General features: G+C 62.3%; 19 protein-coding genes and 1 riboswitch. Of the genes, 14 read left to right on the top strand and 5 right to left on the bottom strand.

The genetic code is table 11. The features are described from left to right. Nucleotides 1-62: 62 nt before the first annotated feature. From NKH03_RS07950 to NKH03_RS07915, 8 genes are all read left to right on the top strand, one after another. A complete protein-coding gene (locus NKH03_RS07950) occupies nt 63-1,649 on the top strand; it encodes an ABC transporter substrate-binding protein (RefSeq protein WP_352880038.1) in 1,587 nt (528 codons plus the stop codon). Between the two features lie 15 nt (nt 1,650-1,664). Then, nucleotides 1,665-2,624 (top strand): ABC transporter permease, encoded by a 960-nt coding sequence (locus NKH03_RS07945; RefSeq protein WP_352880037.1) that lies wholly within the window; start codon nt 1,665-1,667, stop codon nt 2,622-2,624. 9 nt (nt 2,625-2,633) lie between these two features. Beyond that, nucleotides 2,634-3,458, top strand: coding sequence for an ABC transporter permease (locus NKH03_RS07940; RefSeq protein ID WP_127262628.1), 825 nt, complete (start codon nt 2,634-2,636; stop codon nt 3,456-3,458). Further along, nucleotides 3,458-5,113 (top strand): ABC transporter ATP-binding protein, encoded by a 1,656-nt coding sequence (locus tag NKH03_RS07935; RefSeq protein WP_352967960.1) that lies wholly within the window; start codon nt 3,458-3,460, stop codon nt 5,111-5,113. The genes NKH03_RS07940 and NKH03_RS07935 overlap by 1 nt, the downstream gene beginning before the upstream one ends. A 60-nt stretch (nt 5,114-5,173) precedes the next feature. Beyond that, the gene (locus NKH03_RS07930) at nt 5,174-6,013 is read left to right on the top strand and encodes an alkaline phosphatase family protein (RefSeq protein ID WP_352967958.1); all 840 of its coding nucleotides are present in this window, start codon (nt 5,174-5,176) and stop codon (nt 6,011-6,013) included. Between the two features lie 261 nt (nt 6,014-6,274). Continuing rightward, nucleotides 6,275-6,841: a sigma-70 family RNA polymerase sigma factor gene (locus NKH03_RS07925; protein ID WP_352879308.1), complete on the top strand. Its 567-nt coding sequence runs from the start codon at nt 6,275-6,277 to the stop codon at nt 6,839-6,841. Continuing rightward, nucleotides 6,838-7,506, top strand: coding sequence for an anti-sigma factor (locus NKH03_RS07920; protein WP_352967956.1), 669 nt, complete (start codon nt 6,838-6,840; stop codon nt 7,504-7,506). The genes NKH03_RS07925 and NKH03_RS07920 overlap by 4 nt, the downstream gene beginning before the upstream one ends. Beyond that, nucleotides 7,496-8,929 (top strand): S8 family serine peptidase, encoded by a 1,434-nt coding sequence (locus NKH03_RS07915; RefSeq protein WP_352967954.1) that lies wholly within the window; start codon nt 7,496-7,498, stop codon nt 8,927-8,929. The genes NKH03_RS07920 and NKH03_RS07915 overlap by 11 nt, the downstream gene beginning before the upstream one ends. Before the next feature lie 98 nt (nt 8,930-9,027). Here the strand turns inward: NKH03_RS07915 and NKH03_RS07910 are convergent, their stop codons facing one another. Both NKH03_RS07910 and NKH03_RS07905 read right to left on the bottom strand, forming a co-directional pair. Beyond that, nucleotides 9,028-9,840: a hypothetical protein gene (locus NKH03_RS07910; RefSeq protein WP_352879302.1), complete on the bottom strand. Its 813-nt coding sequence runs from the start codon at nt 9,838-9,840 to the stop codon at nt 9,028-9,030. A gap of 158 nt (nt 9,841-9,998) precedes the next feature. Next, entirely contained in the window at nt 9,999-11,021 is a 1,023-nt protein-coding gene (locus NKH03_RS07905) for a LacI family DNA-binding transcriptional regulator (RefSeq protein WP_352967952.1), read from the bottom strand. A gap of 363 nt (nt 11,022-11,384) precedes the next feature. Here NKH03_RS07905 and NKH03_RS07900 point away from each other — a divergent pair, with 363 nt between their 5' ends. The 5 genes from NKH03_RS07900 to NKH03_RS07880 all read left to right on the top strand — a co-directional run bounded on the left by NKH03_RS07900 (nt 11,385) and on the right by NKH03_RS07880 (nt 17,977). Then, nucleotides 11,385-12,740 (top strand): ABC transporter substrate-binding protein, encoded by a 1,356-nt coding sequence (locus tag NKH03_RS07900; protein ID WP_352967951.1) that lies wholly within the window; start codon nt 11,385-11,387, stop codon nt 12,738-12,740. Nucleotides 12,741-12,984: 244 nt separating this feature from the next. After that, entirely contained in the window at nt 12,985-13,998 is a 1,014-nt protein-coding gene (locus tag NKH03_RS07895; RefSeq protein ID WP_183445972.1) for a carbohydrate ABC transporter permease, read from the top strand. A gap of 1 nt (nt 13,999) precedes the next feature. After that, the gene (locus NKH03_RS07890) at nt 14,000-15,154 is read left to right on the top strand and encodes a carbohydrate ABC transporter permease (protein ID WP_352967949.1); all 1,155 of its coding nucleotides are present in this window, start codon (nt 14,000-14,002) and stop codon (nt 15,152-15,154) included. Nucleotides 15,155-15,158: 4 nt separating this feature from the next. Next, complete coding sequence (gene bglA, locus NKH03_RS07885) at nt 15,159-16,823, top strand: beta-galactosidase BglA (protein ID WP_352967947.1); 1,665 nt, start codon at nt 15,159-15,161, stop codon at nt 16,821-16,823. Between the two features lie 41 nt (nt 16,824-16,864). Next, nucleotides 16,865-17,977, top strand: a complete 1,113-nt coding sequence (locus tag NKH03_RS07880; protein WP_352869318.1) for an ABC transporter ATP-binding protein — start codon at nt 16,865-16,867, stop codon at nt 17,975-17,977. 86 nt (nt 17,978-18,063) lie between these two features. Here the strand turns inward: NKH03_RS07880 and NKH03_RS07875 are convergent, their stop codons facing one another. From NKH03_RS07875 to NKH03_RS07865, 3 genes are all read right to left on the bottom strand, one after another. Further along, entirely contained in the window at nt 18,064-18,300 is a 237-nt protein-coding gene (locus tag NKH03_RS07875; RefSeq protein ID WP_352869321.1) for a DUF680 domain-containing protein, read from the bottom strand. A gap of 77 nt (nt 18,301-18,377) precedes the next feature. Beyond that, nucleotides 18,378-18,584 carry a DUF680 domain-containing protein gene (locus NKH03_RS07870; protein WP_352869324.1) on the bottom strand — a complete coding sequence of 69 codons (207 nt, stop codon included), beginning with the start codon at nt 18,582-18,584 and terminating at the stop codon, nt 18,378-18,380. A 69-nt stretch (nt 18,585-18,653) separates the two neighbouring features. Continuing rightward, the gene (locus NKH03_RS07865; protein ID WP_352869327.1) at nt 18,654-18,857 is read right to left on the bottom strand and encodes a DUF680 domain-containing protein; all 204 of its coding nucleotides are present in this window, start codon (nt 18,855-18,857) and stop codon (nt 18,654-18,656) included. Between the two features lie 508 nt (nt 18,858-19,365). After that, nucleotides 19,366-19,567, top strand: a riboswitch (cobalamin riboswitch). Nucleotides 19,568-19,682: 115 nt separating this feature from the next. Here NKH03_RS07865 and NKH03_RS07860 point away from each other — a divergent pair. Continuing rightward, a complete protein-coding gene (locus tag NKH03_RS07860) occupies nt 19,683-20,930 on the top strand; it encodes an aromatic ring-hydroxylating oxygenase subunit alpha (RefSeq protein WP_352967945.1) in 1,248 nt (415 codons plus the stop codon). The last annotated feature ends 16 nt before the right edge of the window (nt 20,931-20,946 follow it).

The raw sequence follows: 20,946 nt of genomic DNA, 5'->3' as shown, positions 1-20,946 counted from the left end.
TCTCCCCACAAGAAACAAGAAAAACGACCCCAGAGTCGAACCAACAGAGTGAGGAACTCAAAATGTCAAACGAACTGGAATATCTTAGCCGGCGTGTCGCGTCGGGCAAACTGAGCCGTCGTGATTTTCTGGGCCGGGCGGCAGCGCTCGGCGTCACCGCCCCCTTCGCCAACTCGCTGCTTTCAAGTGCGGCGCGCGCGGCGGGTCCGGTCAAGGGTGGCACGCTGAAGGCCGGCCTGGTCGGTGGCGAATCCACCAACAGCCTCGATCCGGCGCTAATGATGACGCAGGTGCCGTTCGCCTTCGGCAAGTGCTGGGGCGAAATGATCGTCGAGCTGTCTCCCGAGGGCAAGCTTGAGAACCGTATCGCCGAGGAGATCGGCTCCTCGGACGACGCCAAGGTGTGGACGCTGAAGATCCGCGACGGCGTCGAATTCCACAACGGCAAGACCGTGACCGCCGAAGACGTCGCCGCCACGCTGGAGCGCCATTCGGACGAGAAGTCGAAGTCCGGCGCGCTCGGCTACATGAAGGGCATCGAAACCATCAAGGCCAGCGGCAAGGAAGTTGTGCTGACGCTGAAGGAGGCGAACGCCGACCTTCCCTACCTGCTCAGCGACTATCACCTGATCGTCCAGCCGAATGGCGGCAAGGATAAGCCAGACGCCGGCATCTCGGCCGGCCCTTACATGGTCAAGACCAACGAGCCTGGCGTGCGCCATGGCGCCGAGCGCTTCGCCAATTACTGGCAAGGCGACAAGATGGGCCATGCCGACCAGATCGAGGTCATCGTCATCAACGACGCGACGGCGCGCACAGCGGCCCTGCAGGGCGGCCAGGTCAACATGATCAATCGCGTCGAGCCGAAGATTGTCGACTTGATCAAGCGTCTGCCGGGCGTCACCATCCGCAATCACGCCGGCCCAGGCCACTACGTGTTCATCATGCATTGCAACACCGCGCCGTTCGACAACAACGACCTGCGCATGGCGCTCAAGCTGGCCATCGACCGCGAGGAGATGCTGGACAAGATCCTGCGCGGCTACGGTTCCCTCGGCAACGACTTCCCGATCAATGCGTCCTATCCGCTGTTTACCGAGATCGAGCAGCGCAAGTACGATCCCGACAAGGCGAAGTTCCACTACAAGAAGTCCGGTCACGACGGCGCCGTGCTACTGAGAACCTCGGACGTCGCCTTCCCAGGCGCAGTCGATGCAGCGCAGCTCTTCCAGCAGAGCGCCGCCAAGGCCGGCATCAAGCTCGAGCTCAAGCGCGAGCCGGGCGACGGCTACTGGAACGAAGTCTGGAACAAGCAGCCCTTCTGTGCCTCCTACTGGGGTGGCCGCTCGACCCAGGATCAGATGTATTCCACCGCTTATCTATCGACGGCCGACTGGAACGACACGCGTTTCAAGCGTCCGGATTTCGACAAGATGGTGCTGGCGGCTCGCGCCGAGCTCGACGAGACCAAGCGCAAGCAGATGTACCACGACATGGCTGTCCTGGTGCGCGACGAAGGCGGCCTGATCCTGCCGATGTTCAACCAGTTCATCGACGCGACCGGCGCCAAGGTCGGCGGCTGGATCGACGATCCGCATCAGGAGCTAATGAACGGCTACGCACTGGCGAAGTGCTGGCTCGAAGCCTGAGCCGGCTTTGCGGATATGTCTTCACCCATCCTGAAACTGATTGCCCAGCGCGTTGCGCTGGGCATTCTCCTCTTGTTGGCCGTTTCGGTCCTGATTTTCGCCGGCACACAGATCCTGCCCGGCGACGTCGCGCAAGCCATTCTCGGGCAATCGGCGACGCCGGAGTCGCTCGCCAATCTGCGCGAGCAGCTCGGCCTTAACGATCCGGCCTATATCAGGTATTTCCGCTGGCTCGGCGGGGTAGTGACAGGCGACCTGGGTACCGCCATGTCGAGCGGCCAGGACATCGCCACGTCGATCAAGGGCCGGCTGTGGAACACGCTGTTCCTCGCCTTCTGGGCGGCCGTTGTCGCTGTGCCGCTGGCGATCATCCTCGGTCTCATCGCGGTGCGCTACCGCAATGGCTGGGTCGACAAGCTGATCTCAGGACTTGCGCTCGCCTCGACGTCGTTTCCCGAATTCTTCATTGGCTATGTGCTCGTCTATTTCTTCGCCGTGAAGTGGCAAATATTCCCCGGCATCTCAACCGTCTATGACGGCATGCCGTTCGGCGAACGCATGCAGGCGATCGCCTTGCCGGCGACGGCGCTGACGCTGGTCGTGCTGGCGCATATGATGCGCATGACGCGCGCGGCGATCCTCAACGTCATGCAGTCGGCCTATGTCGAGACGGCGGAACTGAAAGGCCTGTCGGCCTTCAACGTCATCCGCAAGCATGCCTTTCCCAATGCCATCGCGCCGATCATCAACGTCGTCATGCTCAACCTCGCCTACCTGATCGTCGGAGTCGTCGTGGTCGAGGTGATCTTCGTCTATCCGGGCATGGGACAGTATCTGGTCGACCACGTCACCAAGCGCGACGTGCCGGTGGTGCAGGCGGTCGGCCTGATCTTCGCCGCCGTCTACATCAGCCTGAACATCATTGCGGACATAGGGGCTATCGTCGCCAATCCGCGTCTCAGACATCCGAAATAGGGGGCGGATATGCTCGATATCAAACGCATCCCCATCCCCGCGCTAATCGGCATCGTGCTGACGGCATTGTTCGTGCTGGCGGCGGTCTTCGCACCGTGGATCGCACCGCACGGCAATGGCGAGATCGTCGGCGATGTCTGGGAACCGATGTCGGCTACCCATTTGCTGGGCACCGACAATCTCGGCCGCGACCTGCTGTCGCGCATGATCTACGGCGCCCGCATCACCCTGTTCATCGCGGTGCTGGCCACCGCGCTGTCGTTCTCGCTCGGCGCCATCCTCGGCTTCTCGGCGGCGGTCTTCGGCGGCTGGTTCGATACGCTGCTGTCGCGCCTTGTCGATCTTTTGATGTCGATCCCGACGTTGATCATGGGTCTTGTCGTGCTGTCCGTGCTGCCTACCAATCTGGTGACGCTGATCCTCGTGATGGGCATTCTCGACTCGACCCGCGTCTATCGCCTGTCGCGCGCGGTCGCCGTCGACATCAACGTCATGGACTATGTCGAGGCGGCGAAACTGCGCGGCGAGGGCAGCGCCTGGATCATCTTCCGCGAGATCCTGCCCAACGCACTGTCGCCGCTGGTTTCGGAACTCGGCCTGCGCTTCATCTATGCCGTGCTGTTCCTGTCGACACTGTCGTTCCTCGGCCTTGGCGTGCAGCCGCCGGACGCCGACTGGGGCGGCATGGTCAAGGAAAACAAGGACGGCATCGTCTTCGGCATCGCAGCCGCACTCATCCCGGCGGCGGCGATCGCCTTGCTGGCGATTTCCGTCAATCTGGTCGCGGACTGGGTGCTCAACCGGACGACAAGCCTGAAGGGAGGACGCGGGTGATGGCCGACAGCAAAGCGAAGCCCGGCGTGCTTCTCGACATCCGCAATCTGCGCATCAAGGCGACCGTCTTCCCGCCCGGCGAACCGCCGAAGAATATCGTGCTGGTGCACGATGTCTCGCTGACGCTCGAGAAGGGCAAGGTGCTTGGCCTGATCGGCGAATCCGGCGCAGGCAAGTCGACCATCGGCCTATCGTCGATGGGCTATGGCCGCGGTGGTGTGCGCATCACCGGCGGCGAGGTCATCCTGAACGGCCGCGACATCCTCAAGGGCGGCAAGGACGGTTTTCGCAAGCTGCGCGGCCGCGAGGTCTGCTATGTCGCGCAGTCGGCGGCCGCCGCGTTCAACCCGGCGCATAGGCTGATGGACCAAGTGGTGGAAGCCACGCTGCTGCACGGCACGGCGACACGCGCCGAGGCCGAAAAGCGCGCCATCGCGCTGTTCAGGAAGCTCAGCCTGCCGAACCCCGAAACCATCGGCGAACGCTTTCCACACCAGGTCTCGGGCGGCCAGCTGCAGCGCGTGATGACGGCGATGGCGCTGTGCTCCGAGCCCGACCTGATCGTCTTCGACGAGCCGACCACGGCGCTCGACGTGACGACGCAGATCGACGTGCTGGCGGCGATCAAGGACGCCATTCGCGATACCCACGTGGCGGCACTCTATATCACGCACGACCTTGCCGTCGTCGCCCAGGTCTCCGACGAGATCATGGTGCTGCGCCATGGCCGACTGGTCGAATGGGGCGGCACAAGGCAGATCATCAAGGAGCCGCGCCAGGAGTACACCAACGCGCTGGTGTCGGTGCACGAGATCGAACACCACGAGCAGAAGCCCGGCATGACGCCGTTCCTGTCGGTGAAGAACGTCACCGCCGCCTATGGCCGCAGCCACGTCAAGGTGCTGAAGAACGTCTCGGTCGACATCTATCCGGGCCAGACGCTGGCCGTTGTCGGCGAGTCCGGCTCCGGCAAGTCGACTCTGGCACGCGCCATCACCGGTTTGCTGCCGCCAGAAGAAGGCACTGTCACCTTCGATGGGCGTCCGCTGGCAAACCGGCTGGCCGACCGGCCGAAGGAGGATCTGCGGCAGTTGCAGATGATCTATCAGATGGCCGACGTGGCGATGAACCCGCGTCAGACGGTCGGCACCATCATCGGCCGGCCGCTCGAATTCTATTTCGGCATACGCGGCCGCGAGCGCGACAAACGCGTCGCCGAACTGCTCGACAAGATCGAGATGGGCAAGGGCTTTTCCGATCGCTACCCGGCCGAGCTTTCCGGCGGCCAGAAACAGCGCGTCTGCATCGCCCGTTCGCTTGCCGCCAAGCCCAAGCTGATCATCTGCGACGAGGTAACCTCGGCGCTCGATCCGCTGGTGGCACACGGCATCCTCGAGCTGCTGCTCGAGCTGCAGAAGGAAGAGAACGTCGCCTACTTGTTCATCACCCATGACCTGGCCACGGTGAAGTCGATCGCAGATTCGATCGCGGTGATGTATCGCGGCGAGGTGGTGCGCTACGGCCCGAAGAGCAAGGTTCTGGCGCCGCCCTTCGACGCCTATACCGATCTTCTGCTTTCCTCGGTTCCCGAGATGGAGATCGGCTGGCTGGAAAAAGCGATCAAGGGACGGCGCATGGCCAGCGCGGGGAACTAGGGAATTCGTGGCATCGGCCGCGAAGCCATCCTTCAACGACAAAGCCTTCCGGAGTCGCCCATGGCGCTCAAGACAAAACTGTTGCTGATCGTCCTCGATGGCGTTCCCTATCGCAACTGGCGCCGGTTGATGGGCAATCTCGAAGGGTGGGTGCAATCGGGCGAGGCGCGGGTCTGGAAGATGCGCTCCGTGCTGCCGTCGACCTCGGCCTGCTGCTATGCCTCGATCCACACCGGGGTTTCGCCGCAGGTGCACGGCATCCTGTCGAACGAGAACCGGTTTCGAATCGCGCAACCCGACATTTTCTCCGAAGTCAGCAAGGCCGGCGGCAAGACCGGCGCCGTGACACATTCCTACTGGTCGGAATTCTTCCGCGCCCATCCGTTCGACCTGGTCGACGACATGGAATTCGACGAGCCGGGCGGACCGATCACGCATGGCCGCTTCCACACCATGACCGGCTACAACGCCCGCAATCAGATGACGCCGAGCGATGTCGACCTGTTCGCGACACTGACCATGCTGACCAAACGCCACGGCATCGACTACGGCATCCTGCACACCTGCACGCTGGACTCGATGGGTCACCGCTTCGGCCATGACTGCCACGAGATGGACCACGCGGTCTATGCGATGGACGGTATGCTGGCAGCCTTCCTGCCGCGCTGGATCGAAGCCGGCTATGAGGTGATGGTCACCGCCGACCATGGCCAGACCGATCGTGGCCATCATGGCGGCCATGATGACGAGATGCAGGATTTCGCGCTGTATTATTTTGGGCCCGGCAAAGGCCCGCAGGCCGACACGCTGCTCGACCAGTTGCAGCTGGCGCCGACGGTGCTGACGCGCCTCGGCGTGCCGGTGCCGGAGACGATGAAGGCTAAGCCGTTCTTGGGGTGACGTTGCCGCGACGTTGGCGTCCCCCCGTCCTTACGGCGAGAGGGTAAGGGTGAGGGCTAACATCGAATATGAATAGCGAACGCTGGTGCCGCCCCTCATCCGCCTGCCGGTACCTTCTCCCTGTGTAGTGACCGGGAGAAGGGATGCTCTGGCAACCGCCCCGCTCTTCGGTTAGCCTCCAAAAAATTCCTTGGCGGGAGGATGAACCTTTTTGGACCGATCAGCGACAGAGCAGACAGGAGCCAGGCGGCTCGACCGGCCATGACAGCAGCGACGGAAACCGATCGCGCGCTTGTCGACCGGGTCGCGAAGGGCGACCGTGCCGCCGTGCGGCTCCTGTTCATGCGTCACCACGCGCGGGTCTACCGCTTCGTGGCGCGCCAGACGGGATCGGAAATGATGGCCGACGATATCGCCAACGAAGTGTTCCTCGAGCTATGGCGCCAGGCGCCATGCTTCGAAGGGCGCTCCGAAGTCTCGACATGGCTGCTCGGCATCGCCCGTTTCAAGGCGCTGTCCTTGCTGCGCAAGAAGAAGGAAGACTGGATCGACGACGAGGCCGCCGCCGCGGTGGCCGACAGCGCCGACACGCCGGAAGTCGTCACCATGAAGGGAGACAAGGCTGCCGCCTTGCGCCGGTTCGTCGACGCCTTGCCGGAAGAGCATCGCGTGGTGATCGATCTTGCCTATTATCATGGCCAGTCGGTGAGCGAGATCGGCGAAGTGCTCGACATTCCGGTCGCGACCGTCAAGACTCGAATGTTTTACGCCCGCAAGAAACTCGGTGAGGCCCTCAAGGCCGCCGGTTACGACAGGGGGTGGCCATGAGCGCCGCTGAAAAGATGTCGCGCCGCGACGAAATGGAAACGCTGCTGCCGTTCTATCTGAACGGCTCGCTGGAAGGTTCGGACCTGGAAGCCGTCGAGGAATGGCTGGCCAGCGATCCGGCGGCACTTGCCGCCGTTGGCGAGGCGGAAGCCGAATTCTCCGGCACCACGGCCGCCAACGAAGCGATCCGTCCGCCGGCCGATGCGCTCGGCCGCTTCGCCAGGGCGCTCGATGCCGAGGCCGGACCTGTCCGCCAGCCGGCGGACTCGTCCTGGCTGGCGCAGGCCTGGGGCCGCTTCATGGCGGTGCCGGTCGGCGTCGCCTGGGCCGCGGCCGCGGTTCTGCTGGCCCTGGTCATGGTGCAGTCATTTGTCGAGCCCAGCGGCAAGGGCAGTGATTTCGAGATAGCCGGCGCGCAAGACGATCTGGCGAAAATGCCGTTCGCCCTGGTCAAGTTCAAGCCGGATGCGAAGATGTCGGATATTTCTGGCTTTCTCGGCAGCAACGGGCTGAAGATCATCGGCGGACCGACCACCGACGGCGTCTTCCGGCTTGGCATTCCCGCGACCACCACCGCCGACTACACAAGGCAAATCGGCCTTGTTGCCGCCCAGCCTTTCACGGAGACTGTGATCGAGGGAAGGAGGCCGGTTGATGGCGGCTGAGGCGGTCATTCGATTTGCGGCAATGCTTGCGGCGACGATGACAATCGCCGCCGTGCCCGCGTCGGCGCAGACCAGCGCGAAGCCTGAACCCGCGAAAATCGACTGCCGCGACGGGGCCAACGCGGCCGGGGCGGACTGCGGCAAGGATGGCAGTGACAGTGCAGCCGGTGCGGGTCCTGCAGCGGCAGGGGCCGTCTTTCTGCCCGCCTTGATCGTCGACCTGTTTCCCAATCCGGCAGCGCCTCCGGCACCGGTGCCGACGCCACGGCCGGCTCCGGCGACACCGCCGGCCGATAGTCAAGCCGGCCCTCCGTCTGGCGGCCCGATCGTCTCTCCGACCGATCTCATTGCCGTTCAGCCGCCACGCGCGGTGGTCGGCGATTTCGTGCCCGACGAGGTGCTGGTGACCGTCGACGGCGACGCCGGCGCGGTGCAGCAGATCGCCGCGTCCTTCGGCCTCCAGGTGCGCTCGCAGCGCCAGTCGCGGCTGCTTGGCACCACGCTGGTGCGCTTCGGCATTCCCGATGGCCGGCCCGTCGGCGTCGTGCTTGCGCAGCTGGCGGCCGACGGCCGCACCCAGCGGCGCGAGCCCAACCATGTCTATTCGCTGCAGCAGGCCGCCGGCATCGTCAACTATGCCTTCGACCGCATCGCGCTCGATTCCAAGCAGGCCAGCGGCGAAAACGTTCGCATCGCGGTGATCGACACAGGCATCGACGACACCAACCCGGCGCTGGCTGGCGTCATCGCCGAACAGTTCGACGCCATGCCGGGCGTGCCGATCGAAAAGCGCGATCACGGCACGTCGATCGACGGCCTGATCGCCGGCGTCGGCGCGCTGGAAGGCATGGCGCCGGGCGCCAGGATCTACCACGCCCGTGCCTTCGAGGGCGGCAAGTCGACCATGGATGTCATCCTGTCGGCGCTAGACTGGGCGGCCGAGCAGGACGTGCGCATCATCAACATGAGCTTCGTCGGGCCGAAGAACGACCTGCTCGGCGTCGCCTGCCGCAATGCCCGGGCGCTCGGCATGGTGCTGGTCGCCGCCGCCGGTAACAACGGGCCGAAAGCACCCTATGGTTATCCGGCCGCCTTCGACGGCGTCATCGCCGTGACCGCCACCGATGCCAAGGACGGGTTGATGCCGCAGGCCAATCGCGGCGCCTATGTCTTCATCTCGGCGCCCGGCGTCGAGATGGTGGCGCCGAGCGGCGCCGGCTCGGATGTGGTCACCGGCACCTCGTTCGCGGCGGCGATCGTCAGCGGCGCCATCGCCAATCTCATCCATGCTGCGCCCGATCGCTCGGCCGACGACATCGAAAAGGCGCTCGCGGCAACGGCCAGGGATCTCGGCCCCAAGGGGCGCGACAATGATTTCGGCTACGGGCTGCTGGACATCAAGGCGGCAGGGGCAACGGAATAAATTCCGTATATTATACTTCGCGGACCCAAGGGCTATGGTCGATAGTCATACACTTTCCATCTTGGCCGCAATCCGTTTCAGGCCACCGGTAGTGAGATTTAGGCCCCAGCCAGGAAGGGCCGTTCGCCGACAAGGCTCTGATTTTTAGACTCAATAGAAAAAGTCGCCGGCAGGACTTCTTTCCGTACGGCCAATTCGCGAAGAGATGCCAGCGCCGGCTGATCTAGCTTTAGGTTCTGAATTCTCACCCCTTTGTAATCAGTAGGAACGATGGTGTTCCGTAACGACCCTTGGGTCGAATCCGATCTGTAGACACCATGAGCCAGAGCATCGGAAATTGCCAGCGATAGGCACATGTCTTTGGAAGAGAACGATATACTCCCTAGCAGGCCAGCGAATTGCGTGCCCTTCAGGGCTTCAGTCAACTCGTTGAATATCTCAACCGCACCGCCCGCATTCTTGTGGCCTTGCTCCATTACAATGTTCAACGGCCATTCCGTGCGTTTGGAAGCCACGAACGAAATCGCCCACAGCAAGCAAACCCGAAAACACAGACCATATTCAGAATCCAAACGGATGCCGCGAGCCGGAGCGGGATTTCGATAGAACGAAACATAGTCATCGCGTCTGAAACCGGCGGATATGCCGAGCGCAAGGTATCGATCAATCAACGGGAAAAAGCGGCTGGCAAAGGAAAACCTCTTTTCCTTCTCCCAGCCGGCGAACTCCCCTTGTTTGGCCCGGTACTTCTTGGCGTGAAACCTCTTGATGTCGAACTCTGACAGCAGCGCCGCCAGATCGGTCTCATAGCTACCCCATTGATCAACATCGCCTAGGAAGCCAGCCACGACCGTGTTGGTAGCCTCGCCACCATGGGTTCCGCTTTCGTCAAAGTGAGCCGTCATCACCATGAACAGGCTTCCTTGTCGCACAGTGCGGAGGGACTCGCGAGCGGCGCAATTACCTGAGAAATGCCATTCCACATCTGTCATACCTCTTTGGGTACGCCAAGTACGATATACAGTATGTCGTTGTCTCAAAACCGGGGCCACTTTTGAGCGTCATGCATTTAGCCCGGCGCGCCGGCGACCGATCCCCTGACCACCAGGTCGACCGGCCAGACTTCGCCGCGAGCGCCCTCTTCCAGCCCCGAAATCCGGGCCGCCAGCCGCTCGGCGACGCGGGCGCCGGCGAGGCGGATCGATGAGCGCGTCGTCGACAGCGGCACCGAAAAATTCTCCGGCCTCAGCCAGGGGAAGACATCGTCATGGGCAATCAGCGACACGTCGCCCGGAATGCTCAGGCCGAGGTCGCGAACCGCGCGCACGACGCCCAGCGCCATGATCAGGCTGGAGCAGGCGATCGCCGTCGGTGCGTCGCCCTCTTCCAGCAAACGCCTGGTGGCGCGATAGCCGTTCTCTTCGGTCATGACCACCGAGCAGACGTGTCGTTCGCCCAAAGTCAGCCCGCTCGCGGCGAGCGCCCGGCGCACGCCGCGCTCGCGATGGATGGCAAAGGTCTCGCGGTCGTCACCATTGATCAGCGCCAGCCGCCGGTGGCCGAGCTGGATCAGCAGCCTGGCCGCCTCGTGGAAGGCGCCCTCATTGTCGATGTCGGTGAAGGCATAGTCGAAATCGAAGCCTTCGCTGCGGCCATGGACGATGAAGGGAATGCCGAGCGTGTTGACCAGCGCCACGCGTCGGTCTGCGGGCCTTGGCGAGGAGATGTAGACGGCGTCGACCTGCCGGTTGGCGACGATGCGCCGGTAGGTCGTCTCCTGGTCGTCGGCATCGGCCGGCGACAGCACCAGGTCGAGTTCGTGCGAGCGGGCGTAGTCGCCTAGGCCAGACAAGAACTCGACGAAATGCGGATCGATGTCGACGGATGCACCGGTCGGCAGGACATAGCCGATCATACCGGTCTTGCCGGTCGCCAGGCGGCGCGCGCTCGGATTGGGGCGGTAACCATGGCGCTTGGCGGCATCCATGACACGCCTGCGCGTTTCCTCGTTGACCTCGGGATAGCCGTTCAGCGCCCGGCTTACCGTGGTCTGCGACAGCGCCAGCATATGGGCAAGCTGCTTGAGGTTCACGAAACTCTCCATCTCCCTCAAAGCGCTTTTAACTTGAATCGACCCAAGTGCCCTCGGGGTTGAGCCGTTCGACAACGAACCATAAGCGTGCTTCAGACGTGTTTGAAACAAAAAATGCTGGTGCACTGCCATAAAAGCATGTTGCAACGCACTTCTTAGGCCGCAGACGCGCCGGATTAAATCGACTAGGCCACCTGCCTCTTGACTTCCGGCCGATTCAATGGCGAGATCAAAAAGGCCAAAGCGCTTTGGAAGACTCTTCGAAAGGTTGCGGTTCCTTTCCGAGTGAGTCACAGTCCTGCGGCGTCGGCGGGCGGAATGGAGGTTCCGTCCGGTGTGTTTGATCCACTGGGAGGAATACCGATGAAGAAAATGCTTTTGCTGGGTGCCGCGTTTGCCACGCTCGCCCTGGGCGCGCCGGCTCATGCCGAACTGAAGTTCAAACCGGGTGAGGACAAGCGCTTCAACTGGGCAAACTACGAAGAGCTCAAGAAAGTCGACCTCAAGGGGGAGACGCTGTCGATCTTCGGACCGTGGCGCGGTGAGGACGAAGGCCTGGTGCGCGGCGTTCTCGACTATTTCTCGGAAGCCACCGGCGTCGAGATCAAATACTCCTCCTCGGAAAATTACGAACAGCAGATCGTCATCGACACGCAGGCCGGCAGCCCGCCCAACATCGCCGTGCTGCCGCAGCCGGGGCTGATCCAGGATCTGGCATCGAAGGGCCTGTTGACGCCGCTCGGCGACGACACCGCCAAATGGATCAAGGACAATTACGGCGCCGGCCAGTCATGGGTCGATCTCGGCACGTTCAAGGACAAGGACGGCAAGCCAGGCTTCTTCGCCTTCCCCTACAAGGCCGACGTGAAATCGCTGGTCTGGTACTCGCCGGACAATTTCGAGGAAGCCGGCTACAAGGTGCCGAAGACGCAGGAAGAGCTCGCCGATCTCGAAAAGAAGATCATCGCCGATGGTGGCAAGCCCTGGTGCATCGGCCTCGGCTCCGGCGGCGCCACCGGCTGGCCGGCGACCGACTGGGTCGAAGACCTGATGCTGCGTACCCAGTCTCCGGAAGTCTACGACAAATGGGTGAAGAACGAGATCCCGTTCAACGACCCGGCGGTGGTCAGCGCCATCGACATCTTCGGCAAGATCGCGACCGACGACAAGATGGTCGACGGCGGCGCCAAGGCGGTTGCGGCGACCGATTTCCGCGACAGCCCGAAGGGCCTCTTCTCTGTGCCGCCGAAATGCTACCTGCACCATCAGGCGTCGTTCATCCCGACCTTCTTCCCGGAAGGCACCAAGGTCGGCCAGGACGCGGACTTCTTCTACTTCCCTCCCTATGCCTCCAAGCCTGACCTGGGCACGCCCGTGCTCGGCGCCGGCACGCTGGCGATGATCACCAAGGACTCCAAGGCCGCCCGCGCGTTCATCGAATTCCTGAAGATGCCGCTCGCCCATGAGATCTGGATGGCCGAGGGTGGTTTCGTGACGCCGCTCAAGTCAGTCAACAAGGAGGCCTATGCCAGCGACGCGCTGAGGAAGCAGGGCGAAATCCTCGCCAACGCCTCGACCTTCCGCTTCGACGGTTCCGACCTGATGCCGGGCAAGATCGGCGCCGGCGCCTTCTGGACCGGCATGATCGACTTGGTCGGCGGCAAGTCCGCGCAGGATGTCGCCACCGACATTCAGAAAAGCTGGGACGCGATCAAGTAGGCGTCCGTAAGCAGCCGATTGTTCGGCTATCCGATCCCGACTGGATCCGGGCCCTGGAGGCCCGGATCCGACCGGCGGCCCGTGCCGCGGCGATTATCATGAGCACACAAACATCCGGCATGAAGCGCGATCAGCAAAGGGAAAGCCTGTCTTGCCTGGCGATCGCGCTCTGAACAACTGAATCGGCGCATCTCACCGCCCGGACCGTTCGGCCTTGGCTGATGATACGCAGGGGGAGGGACCCATGGCGGCTCAGATTTTCTCGGCCATATTCGTAATCATCGTCGGGGTCGGCGGTTGCGTCGCCTATTTCTGGGGCGCCAACAAACTGGTCGACCTGATATTCCCGTCGCGCGGCGTCGCCGGCGCCGCGGCCATCGACAATCTGCGCCGGCAAGGGCTGGTCCGACCATGGCTGTTCGTCGGTCCGGCGATGATCATCCTGACCATCTATCTGATCTACCCGGTCGTCGAGACGCTGCGGCTGTCGTTCCTTGATCGCGGCGGCATCAATTTCGTCGGCTTGGCCAACTATGAATGGGCCTTCGGCGACCGCGAGTTCCGCAACTCGATCCTCAACAACATCATCTGGCTGGCGGTGGTGCCCGCCGCCTGCACCTTCCTCGGGCTGATCATCGCCGTGCTCACCGACAAGATCTGGTGGGGCACGATCGCCAAGAGTCTGATCTTCCTGCCGCTGGCGATCTCCTTCGTCGGCGCCAGCGTGATCTGGAAATTCATCTACGAGTATCGTGGCGAGGGCCAGACCCAGATCGGCATCCTCAACGCCATCATCCAGCATTTCGGCGGCCAGCCGCAGGTCTGGATATCGCTGCCGTTCTGGAACAATTTCTTCCTGATGGTGATCCTGATCTGGATCCAGACCGGCTTTGCCATGGTCATCCTGTCTTCCGCCCTGCGCGGCATTCCCGAAGAAACGCTGGAAGCCGCCGTCATCGACGGCGCCAATCCGTTCCAGATCTTCTGGAAGATCATGGTGCCGCAGATCTGGGGCACCATCGCCGTCGTCTGGACCACTATCACCATCCTGGTGCTCAAGGTGTTCGACATCGTTCTGACCATGACCAACGGCCAGTGGAACAGCCAGGTGCTGGCCAACCTGATGTTCGACTGGATGTTCCGCGGCGGCGGCGATTTCGGCCGTGGCGCCACCATCGCCATCATCATCATGATCGCGGTCATTCCGATCATGGTCTGGAACATCCGCCAGGCGAACAAAGAGACGGGAGGACATTGAGATGGCCGTTGCGACCGGAAAGTCCTTCGCCAGCCGCTTTGGCGTCCACATCGCCGTGCTTGTCTTCGTCGCGATCTGGACCATACCGACGCTCGGCATCCTGGTCTCGTCGCTGCGCGACAAGAACCAGATCATCGCCTCTGGCTGGTGGAACTCGTTCGCCAGTTCCACCCAGACCGAGGCCGGCCGACTGCCGGCCGCCTCGACGCAAGTCGAAAAGGACGGCAAGTTCGTTCTCGAGGGCAACATCTTCGGCGACGGCGCCAGGCGCAACATCAGCGCCTTCGGTGTCAAATCGGCGGCACCGACGCAATATCCCGCCGGCACTTCGGCCGATCTCGGCGACGAAGTGACCCTGCGGCTCAACGCCGACGGCAGCTTCGTCATGGCCTCGCCCAAGGCGTTCGAAGGCGATCGCGGCCAGCGCGTCTACTATGCCTCGTCGGCGCCGCCGAAATTCACCACCGACAACTACAGAACCGTGCTGTTTTCCGAGGGCATCGGACGGTCGTTCATGAACTCGCTGACCGTCACCATCCCGGCGACAGTCATCCCGATCCTGATCGCGGCGTTTGCCGCCTATGCGCTGGCCTGGATGCGGTTTCCCGGCCGGGCGCTGCTGATCGCGGTGATCATCGGCCTGCTGGTGGTGCCGCTGCAAATGTCGCTGATCCCGCTTTTGAAGCTCTACAACGGCGTCGGCGCTTTCTTCGGCATGCCGTCGAAAACCTATCTCGGCATCTGGCTGGCGCATACCGGCTTCGGCTTGCCCTTCGCCATCTACCTGCTGCGCAGCTACATTGCCGGCTTGCCGCGCGAGATCATGGAATCGGCGCGTATCGACGGCGCCAGCGATTTCGAGATCTTCGTCAAGATCGTCTTGCCGCTGTCGTTCCCCGTGCTGGCCTCGTTTGCCATCTTCCAGTTCCTATGGGTATGGAACGATCTGCTGGTGGCGATGGTTTTCCTCGGTACAGAGGCAGACCAGATCGTGCTGACCGCCAAGCTCAACGCGCTGTTGGGCTCACGCGGCGGCGACTGGGAGATTCTGACGACATCGGCCTTCGTGACCATAATCGTGCCGCTGATCGTCTTCTTCTCGCTGCAGCGCTATTTTGTCCGCGGGCTGCTTGCCGGCTCGGTGAAAGGAGGCTGAGACGATGCAATCCCCTTTGAAGGCCAGCTCGAAACCTGACCTCGCCCTCGATCGCGACTGGTGGCGGGGTGCTGTGATCTATCAGATCTATCCGCGCAGCTACCAGGACTCGAACGGCGACGGCATAGGCGACCTCAAGGGGATCATCGGCCGCCTCCCCTACATCGCCGCACTCGGTGCGGACGCCATCTGGATTTCGCCGTTCTTCAAATCGCCTATGAAGGATTTCGGCTATGATGTCACCGACTACCGCGACGTCGATCCGATGTTCGGCACGCTGGCCGACTTCGACGCGCTGACCGCCGAGGCGCACAGGCTGGGCTTGAAGGTGATGATCGACGAGGTGCTGTCGCACACCGCCGACAACCACCCGTGGTTCAGGGAAAGCCGGTCGAGCCGCACCAACCCGAAGGCCGACTGGTATGTCTGGGCGGACGCCAGGCCGGACGGCACGCCGCCCAACAACTGGCTGTCGATCTTCGGCGGCTCGGCCTGGCAATGGGACACCAGCCGCCAGCAATATTACCTGCATAATTTCCTGGCCGAGCAGCCCGACCTCAACTTCCACAACCGCCAAGTCCAGGATGCGCTGCTCGACGTCACCCGTTTCTGGCTGGAGCGCGGCGTCGACGGCTTCCGGCTCGACACCATCAATTTCTACTTCCACAGCCAGGGCCTGGAAGACAATCCGCCGCTGCCGCCGGAAGAGCGCAACGACCAGACCGCACCGGCGGTCAACCCCTACAACTACCAGGACCATCTCTACGACAAGAGCCGGCCGGAGAACCTCGGCTTCCTCGAGCGCTTCCGCGCCCTGCTCGATGAATATCCGGCAACCGCCGCGGTCGGGGAGGTCGGCGATTCGCAGCGCGGACTGGACGTGGTGGCTGCCTACACCGCCGGCGGCAAGCGCGTACACATGTGCTATTCCTTCGACTTCCTGGCGCCGGAAAAGATCAGTGCGGCCAAGGTCCGCTCGGTGCTGGAATCCTTCGGCAAGGTCGCCAGCGACGGCTGGTCATGCTGGGCCTTTTCCAACCACGACGTGATGCGCCCGGCCTCGCGCTGGGCGGCCGGCGAAGCCGATCCGACCGCCTATCTCAAGGTCATCTCGGCGCTGCTGATGTCGCTGCGCGGTTCGGTCTGCATCTACCAGGGCGAAGAGCTTGGGCTCGGCGAAGCTGACCTGCGCTTCGAGGATTTACAGGACCCCTATGGCATCCGCTTCTGGCCGGAATTCAAGGGCCGCGACGGCTGCCGCACGCCGATGGTGTGGGACGGCAGCGCCAGCAATGGCGGCTTCTCATCGGCAAAGCCCTGGCTGCCGGTGCCGGCCAAGCATCTGTCGCAAGCGGTCAATGTCCAGCAGGGCGACGAGAACTCGCTGCTCGAGCATTACCGGCGCTTTCTGACCTTCCGGCGTGCCCATCCGGCGCTTGCCAAGGGTGACATCACCTTCATCGAAAGCGAGGGCGACACCGTCGCCTTCACCCGCCGCTCAGGCAACGAGCAGATCGTCTGCGTCTTCAATCTGGGAGCCGGGCCAACCGAGGTTGACCTCGGCGGCCGATCGCTGCAACCTTTGCCCGGGCACGGATTTTCGGGACAGGCGAGCACCGGTTCCATCGAGCTTGGCGGCTACGGCGCCTGGTTCGGGCGCGCCGACTGAATTTCAAATCACTTGAATTTCAAATTACTGGAGGGAAACCAATGGCCGATGTCACGCTAAGACAAGTGAAGAAGTCCTACGGCAATCTGAACATTCTCCACGGCATCGACCTCGATATCAAGTCGGGCGAATTCATCGTCTTCGTCGGTCCGTCGGGCTGCGGCAAGTCGACATTGCTGAGGTCGATCGCCGGGCTCGAGGAAATCACCTCCGGCGAGCTCAGAATAGCTGGCGAGGTCGTGAACGACGTGCCGCCGTCGAAGCGGGGGATCGCCATGGTGTTCCAGTCCTACGCGCTGTATCCGCACATGACCGTCTACGACAACATGGCGTTCTCGATGAAGATCGGGAAGGAGAACAAGGCCGAGATCGATCGGCGCGTGCGCCAGGCGGCGGAAATCCTGCAGCTGACGAAATATCTCGACCGCTTGCCCAAGGCGATGTCGGGCGGACAGCGCCAGCGCGTCGCCATTGGCCGCGCCATCGTGCGCAATCCAAAGGTGTTCCTGTTCGACGAGCCGCTGTCGAACCTTGACGCCGCACTTCGCGTCGCCACACGCATCGAGATCGCCAAGCTCAAGGAATCGATGCCCGCCACGACCATGATCTATGTCACCCACGACCAGGTCGAGGCAATGACGCTGGCCGACCGCATCGTGGTGCTCAAGGACGGCCATATCGAACAGGTCGGCACGCCGATGGACCTCTACAAGAAGCCCGGCAATCTGTTCGTTGCCCAGTTCATCGGCTCGCCGGCCATGAACATCCTGCCGGCGACCATCGACAAGACCGGAAATCCGACTGTCGTCAGCCATGTCGGCGGGCGCAAGGCGACCGTGCCGATCACGACGCCTGCTTCGGCAAAGGGTGCCGCGGTGAGCTTTGGCGTGCGACCGGAGGACCTGATCATCGCCAGCGGTGCGGACTATCTGTTCGAAGGGACGGTCGACTATGTCGAGCAGCTCGGCGAAGTCCAGCTTGTCTACATCGACATCGGCCGCGCCGACCTGCCGCTGGTGACCAAGCTGCCTGGCAATGTCGAAGTCAAGCGTGGCTCGACATTGCGCCTGAGCGCCAATGGCGAAGACCTGCATATCTTCGACACGGATGGGCGGTCCTTCGCTCTTCACGAAGCAGAGGCGAAGGCGGCCTGAGAGGTCGCACGACGATACTTCCCTGTTACAAAAACAAGAGCGGCGGGCAAGACCCGCCGCTCTCGTTTGGAGATCAGCTTCGGCTGTTAGCGGCCGAAGAGGTTTCGGTCACTGCCCTGAGGGGCGGACTTCGGTGCATCGCCCGACGAATTGAGCAGCTTGTAGACGGGCGATTCGCTCTTGCGGATCGAGCCCGTATGCGAGGTGTCGACGTTGACGGTCGACTGCTTGTTGATGTCGGTGCCGCCAGCGTTGTCGTTGCGGGCATAGGCGCTGCCGGCGGCAATCAGAAGAGCGGCGGCAGTAAGAACAATCTTTTTCATTTTGATACTCCGTATTCTCGAATTCGATACGGCGGGTTAACCCGCCGCATCGCTGTCGGATGTTGGTTTTGGTCGGGTTAGTTGTTGCCGAACAGGTTGCGGTCGCTGCCATGGTCGACAGGCGCCTGCGTGGCCGGCTCCGACTTCTTGACGGAAGCCGTGTACGAGCTGTCGACCGCGGCGGCAGGCTGGTCGGCGCCCTTGGAGCCAAAGTTGTCGCTGCCGGCGAAGGCACTGCCGGTGACGGCCAGAACGGCGGCGGCGGCAAGAAGGATCTTGTTCATTTTAGTCTCCTGGATTTCTGGATTTCGCCAGGACGGCGGGCAGACCCGCCGTCAACTGGGAATTGGTTGTTAGCGGCCGAAGAGGTTACGGTCGCTGCCCTGAGCGGGCGTCTGGGCAACCGGTTCCGAGGTCTTGGTGGAAGCCGTGTACGACTTGTCGACCGCGGCAGCAGGCTGATTGGCGCCGTTCGAACCGTAGTGGTCGCTACCATTAGCGAAGGCGCTGCCGGAAATGGCCAGAACGGCGGCGGCAGTGAGAATGATCTTTTTCATTTTTTTGTACTCCAGTATCTTCTTTTCCGTCCGTCCAGCGGCGTGTCTTGGAAGGGAAATCGCGTCGTTCGGACAGCCCCGATGTGGGAGGGCATCCTCGCCTTTTCCAATCACGAAGTTGTTCCGTGTGGACCATGAATCCGCCACTTGAAATTGTGCCACGGGATTCTACACGCTACTTTTTATTTATGTTTTTCAACACTTAAGCAAAATCGCCCGCTGGATCACCAACTGTTTCCAAGGCCCGGCGTTCACACCGTCCTGCACGCACCGTCAACAGAAACGAACCGTTCGGTTCGATTTTAGAACCAGCTAATAGTCACTTTTCGAAACCGTTAACCTTTTTGGTCGCCGGCAAGGGGCCGGCTTCGAGGAGATTGCAGTTGGGAATGGCCGCCGCGGAGATAGGATTTCGGCTCAACAATCGCCAACCGGAACGTTTCGCATGCGTGTCGCGCCGCATGGATACGATGTCGTTTTCATGCCGATGACGCGCCCGCGATCGTGGTTAGATCATACCATCTCAGGTGCCGCTTCGTGACGACGAGGCGGAGAATTGGGAAGCCGGTCAGAATCCGGCGCTGCCCCCGCAACGGTGGTGGAGTTCAAGTCGCAACGGGAGACCACTGGGCAGTTGCCTGGGAAGGTGTCGCGATGGTCCGTAAGGACAACTCCAGAGCCCGGAAACCAGCCCGAGATTTCTAGACTCGACTGATCGCGGTGGGCGGTCAAGAGGTGGATAGTGCATGTCCGGCGCATCGCCGGCCTGCGTCCGATCCTTCCTCCGTCACCACCATTTCAGTCCTTAAGAAACGAGGACAGGACATGGATATTCGCAACGACATGCTGAGGCTCTTGAACAGCCGCCGGCAAGGCTTTTCGCTGGAGCAGCCCTTCTACACCGATCCAGACTTTTTCAAGCTCGACATGGAGCTGATCTGGTATCGTGATTGGCTGTTCATCGGCCACGATTGCGAGCTGCCTAAGCCGGGCAGCTACATCACAGTGCAGATCGGCGACTATCCGGTCGTTCTTGTCCGCGACCAGCAAGGCAAGATCAACGCCTTCCACAATTCCTGCCGCCATCGCGGCAGCCGCGTCTGCAACACAGAGAGGGGTACGGCGGCAAAGCTGGTCTGCCCCTATCACCAGTGGACCTATGAGCTCGACGGCCGCCTGCTGTTTGCCCGCCAGATGGCCGACGGTTTCGACAAGAGTGAGTTCAGCCTGAAGCCGGTCGCCTGCGAGAGCGTCGGCGGCTACATCTTCATCTGCCTGGGCAAGGAGCCCGCCGATTTCGCGCCGATGCGGGCGATGATCGAACCTTATCTTTTGCCGCACCGGTTGCGGGAAGCAAAGATCGCCTTCGAGAGCACGATCATAGAGAAGGGCAACTGGAAGCTGGTCTGGGAAAACAATCGCGAGTGCTATCACTGCGTCGCCAATCATCCCGAGCTGTGCAAGACCTTCCCGGAAGCGCCTACCGTGACCGGCGTCAACGGCGCCGACAGCGACCCCGAAATGGTCGCGCATTGGGCCAAATGCGAGGCATCAGGCCTGCCGAGCAAGTTCCGCATCGATCCGGCCGGGCAGTACCGCGCCACCCGCGCGCCGCTGTTGCGCGATGCCGTCAGCTACACCATGACCGGCAAGCTGGCGGTGAAGAAGAACCTCTCCGACACTGTCTCCGCCGACAGGATCGGAACCTTGATGCACTATCACTATCCGACGACCTGGAACCACATCCTCATCGATCACGCGGTGACGTTCCGGGTGCTGCCGATCAGCGCCACGGAAACGGCGGTGACGACGAAGTGGCTGGTGCACAAGGACGCGGTCGAGGGGGTCGATTACACCATCGAAGCCCTCACCCATGTCTGGACCGAAACCAACGACCAGGATCGCCGCATCGTCGAGGAAAACGCCTTCGGCATCCTGTCGCCCGCCTACGAGCCCGGCCCCTATTCGGAGTTGCATGAGGGCGGCGTGATCCAGTTCGTCGAATGGTATGCGTCGTTCATCGGCCCGCGCCTCGCCGAAGGCGGCCGGCCGGCCCTGCGCAGCGTCGCCTAGTGCATGTCGCCCAAAA

Origin of the sequence: Mesorhizobium sp. M1406 (assembly GCF_040317555.1) — a bacterium.
GTDB lineage: Bacteria > Pseudomonadota > Alphaproteobacteria > Rhizobiales > Rhizobiaceae > Mesorhizobium.
The sequence above is the reverse complement of the archived record's forward strand: the minus strand, read 5'-3'. Positions and strand labels throughout refer to the sequence as shown.

Bases quoted from the DNA above. Each gene is read 5' to 3' on its own strand.
- NKH03_RS07950 (WP_352880038.1), top strand. From the start codon at position 63: ATGTCAAACGAACTGGAATATCTTAGCCGGCGTGTCGCGTCGGGCAAA.
- NKH03_RS07945 (WP_352880037.1), top strand. From the start codon at position 1,665: ATGTCTTCACCCATCCTGAAACTGATTGCCCAGCGCGTTGCGCTGGGC.
- NKH03_RS07940 (WP_127262628.1), top strand. From the start codon at position 2,634: ATGCTCGATATCAAACGCATCCCCATCCCCGCGCTAATCGGCATCGTG.
- NKH03_RS07935 (WP_352967960.1), top strand. From the start codon at position 3,458: ATGGCCGACAGCAAAGCGAAGCCCGGCGTGCTTCTCGACATCCGCAAT.
- NKH03_RS07930 (WP_352967958.1), top strand. From the start codon at position 5,174: ATGGCGCTCAAGACAAAACTGTTGCTGATCGTCCTCGATGGCGTTCCC.
- NKH03_RS07925 (WP_352879308.1), top strand. From the start codon at position 6,275: ATGACAGCAGCGACGGAAACCGATCGCGCGCTTGTCGACCGGGTCGCG.
- NKH03_RS07920 (WP_352967956.1), top strand. From the start codon at position 6,838: ATGAGCGCCGCTGAAAAGATGTCGCGCCGCGACGAAATGGAAACGCTG.
- NKH03_RS07915 (WP_352967954.1), top strand. From the start codon at position 7,496: ATGGCGGCTGAGGCGGTCATTCGATTTGCGGCAATGCTTGCGGCGACG.
- NKH03_RS07910 (WP_352879302.1), bottom strand. From the start codon at position 9,840: ATGGTGATGACGGCTCACTTTGACGAAAGCGGAACCCATGGTGGCGAG.
- NKH03_RS07900 (WP_352967951.1), top strand. From the start codon at position 11,385: ATGAAGAAAATGCTTTTGCTGGGTGCCGCGTTTGCCACGCTCGCCCTG.
- NKH03_RS07895 (WP_183445972.1), top strand. From the start codon at position 12,985: ATGGCGGCTCAGATTTTCTCGGCCATATTCGTAATCATCGTCGGGGTC.
- NKH03_RS07890 (WP_352967949.1), top strand. From the start codon at position 14,000: ATGGCCGTTGCGACCGGAAAGTCCTTCGCCAGCCGCTTTGGCGTCCAC.
- bglA (WP_352967947.1), top strand. From the start codon at position 15,159: ATGCAATCCCCTTTGAAGGCCAGCTCGAAACCTGACCTCGCCCTCGAT.
- NKH03_RS07880 (WP_352869318.1), top strand. From the start codon at position 16,865: ATGGCCGATGTCACGCTAAGACAAGTGAAGAAGTCCTACGGCAATCTG.
- NKH03_RS07875 (WP_352869321.1), bottom strand. From the start codon at position 18,300: ATGAAAAAGATTGTTCTTACTGCCGCCGCTCTTCTGATTGCCGCCGGC.
- NKH03_RS07870 (WP_352869324.1), bottom strand. From the start codon at position 18,584: ATGAACAAGATCCTTCTTGCCGCCGCCGCCGTTCTGGCCGTCACCGGC.
- NKH03_RS07865 (WP_352869327.1), bottom strand. From the start codon at position 18,857: ATGAAAAAGATCATTCTCACTGCCGCCGCCGTTCTGGCCATTTCCGGC.
- NKH03_RS07860 (WP_352967945.1), top strand. From the start codon at position 19,683: ATGGATATTCGCAACGACATGCTGAGGCTCTTGAACAGCCGCCGGCAA.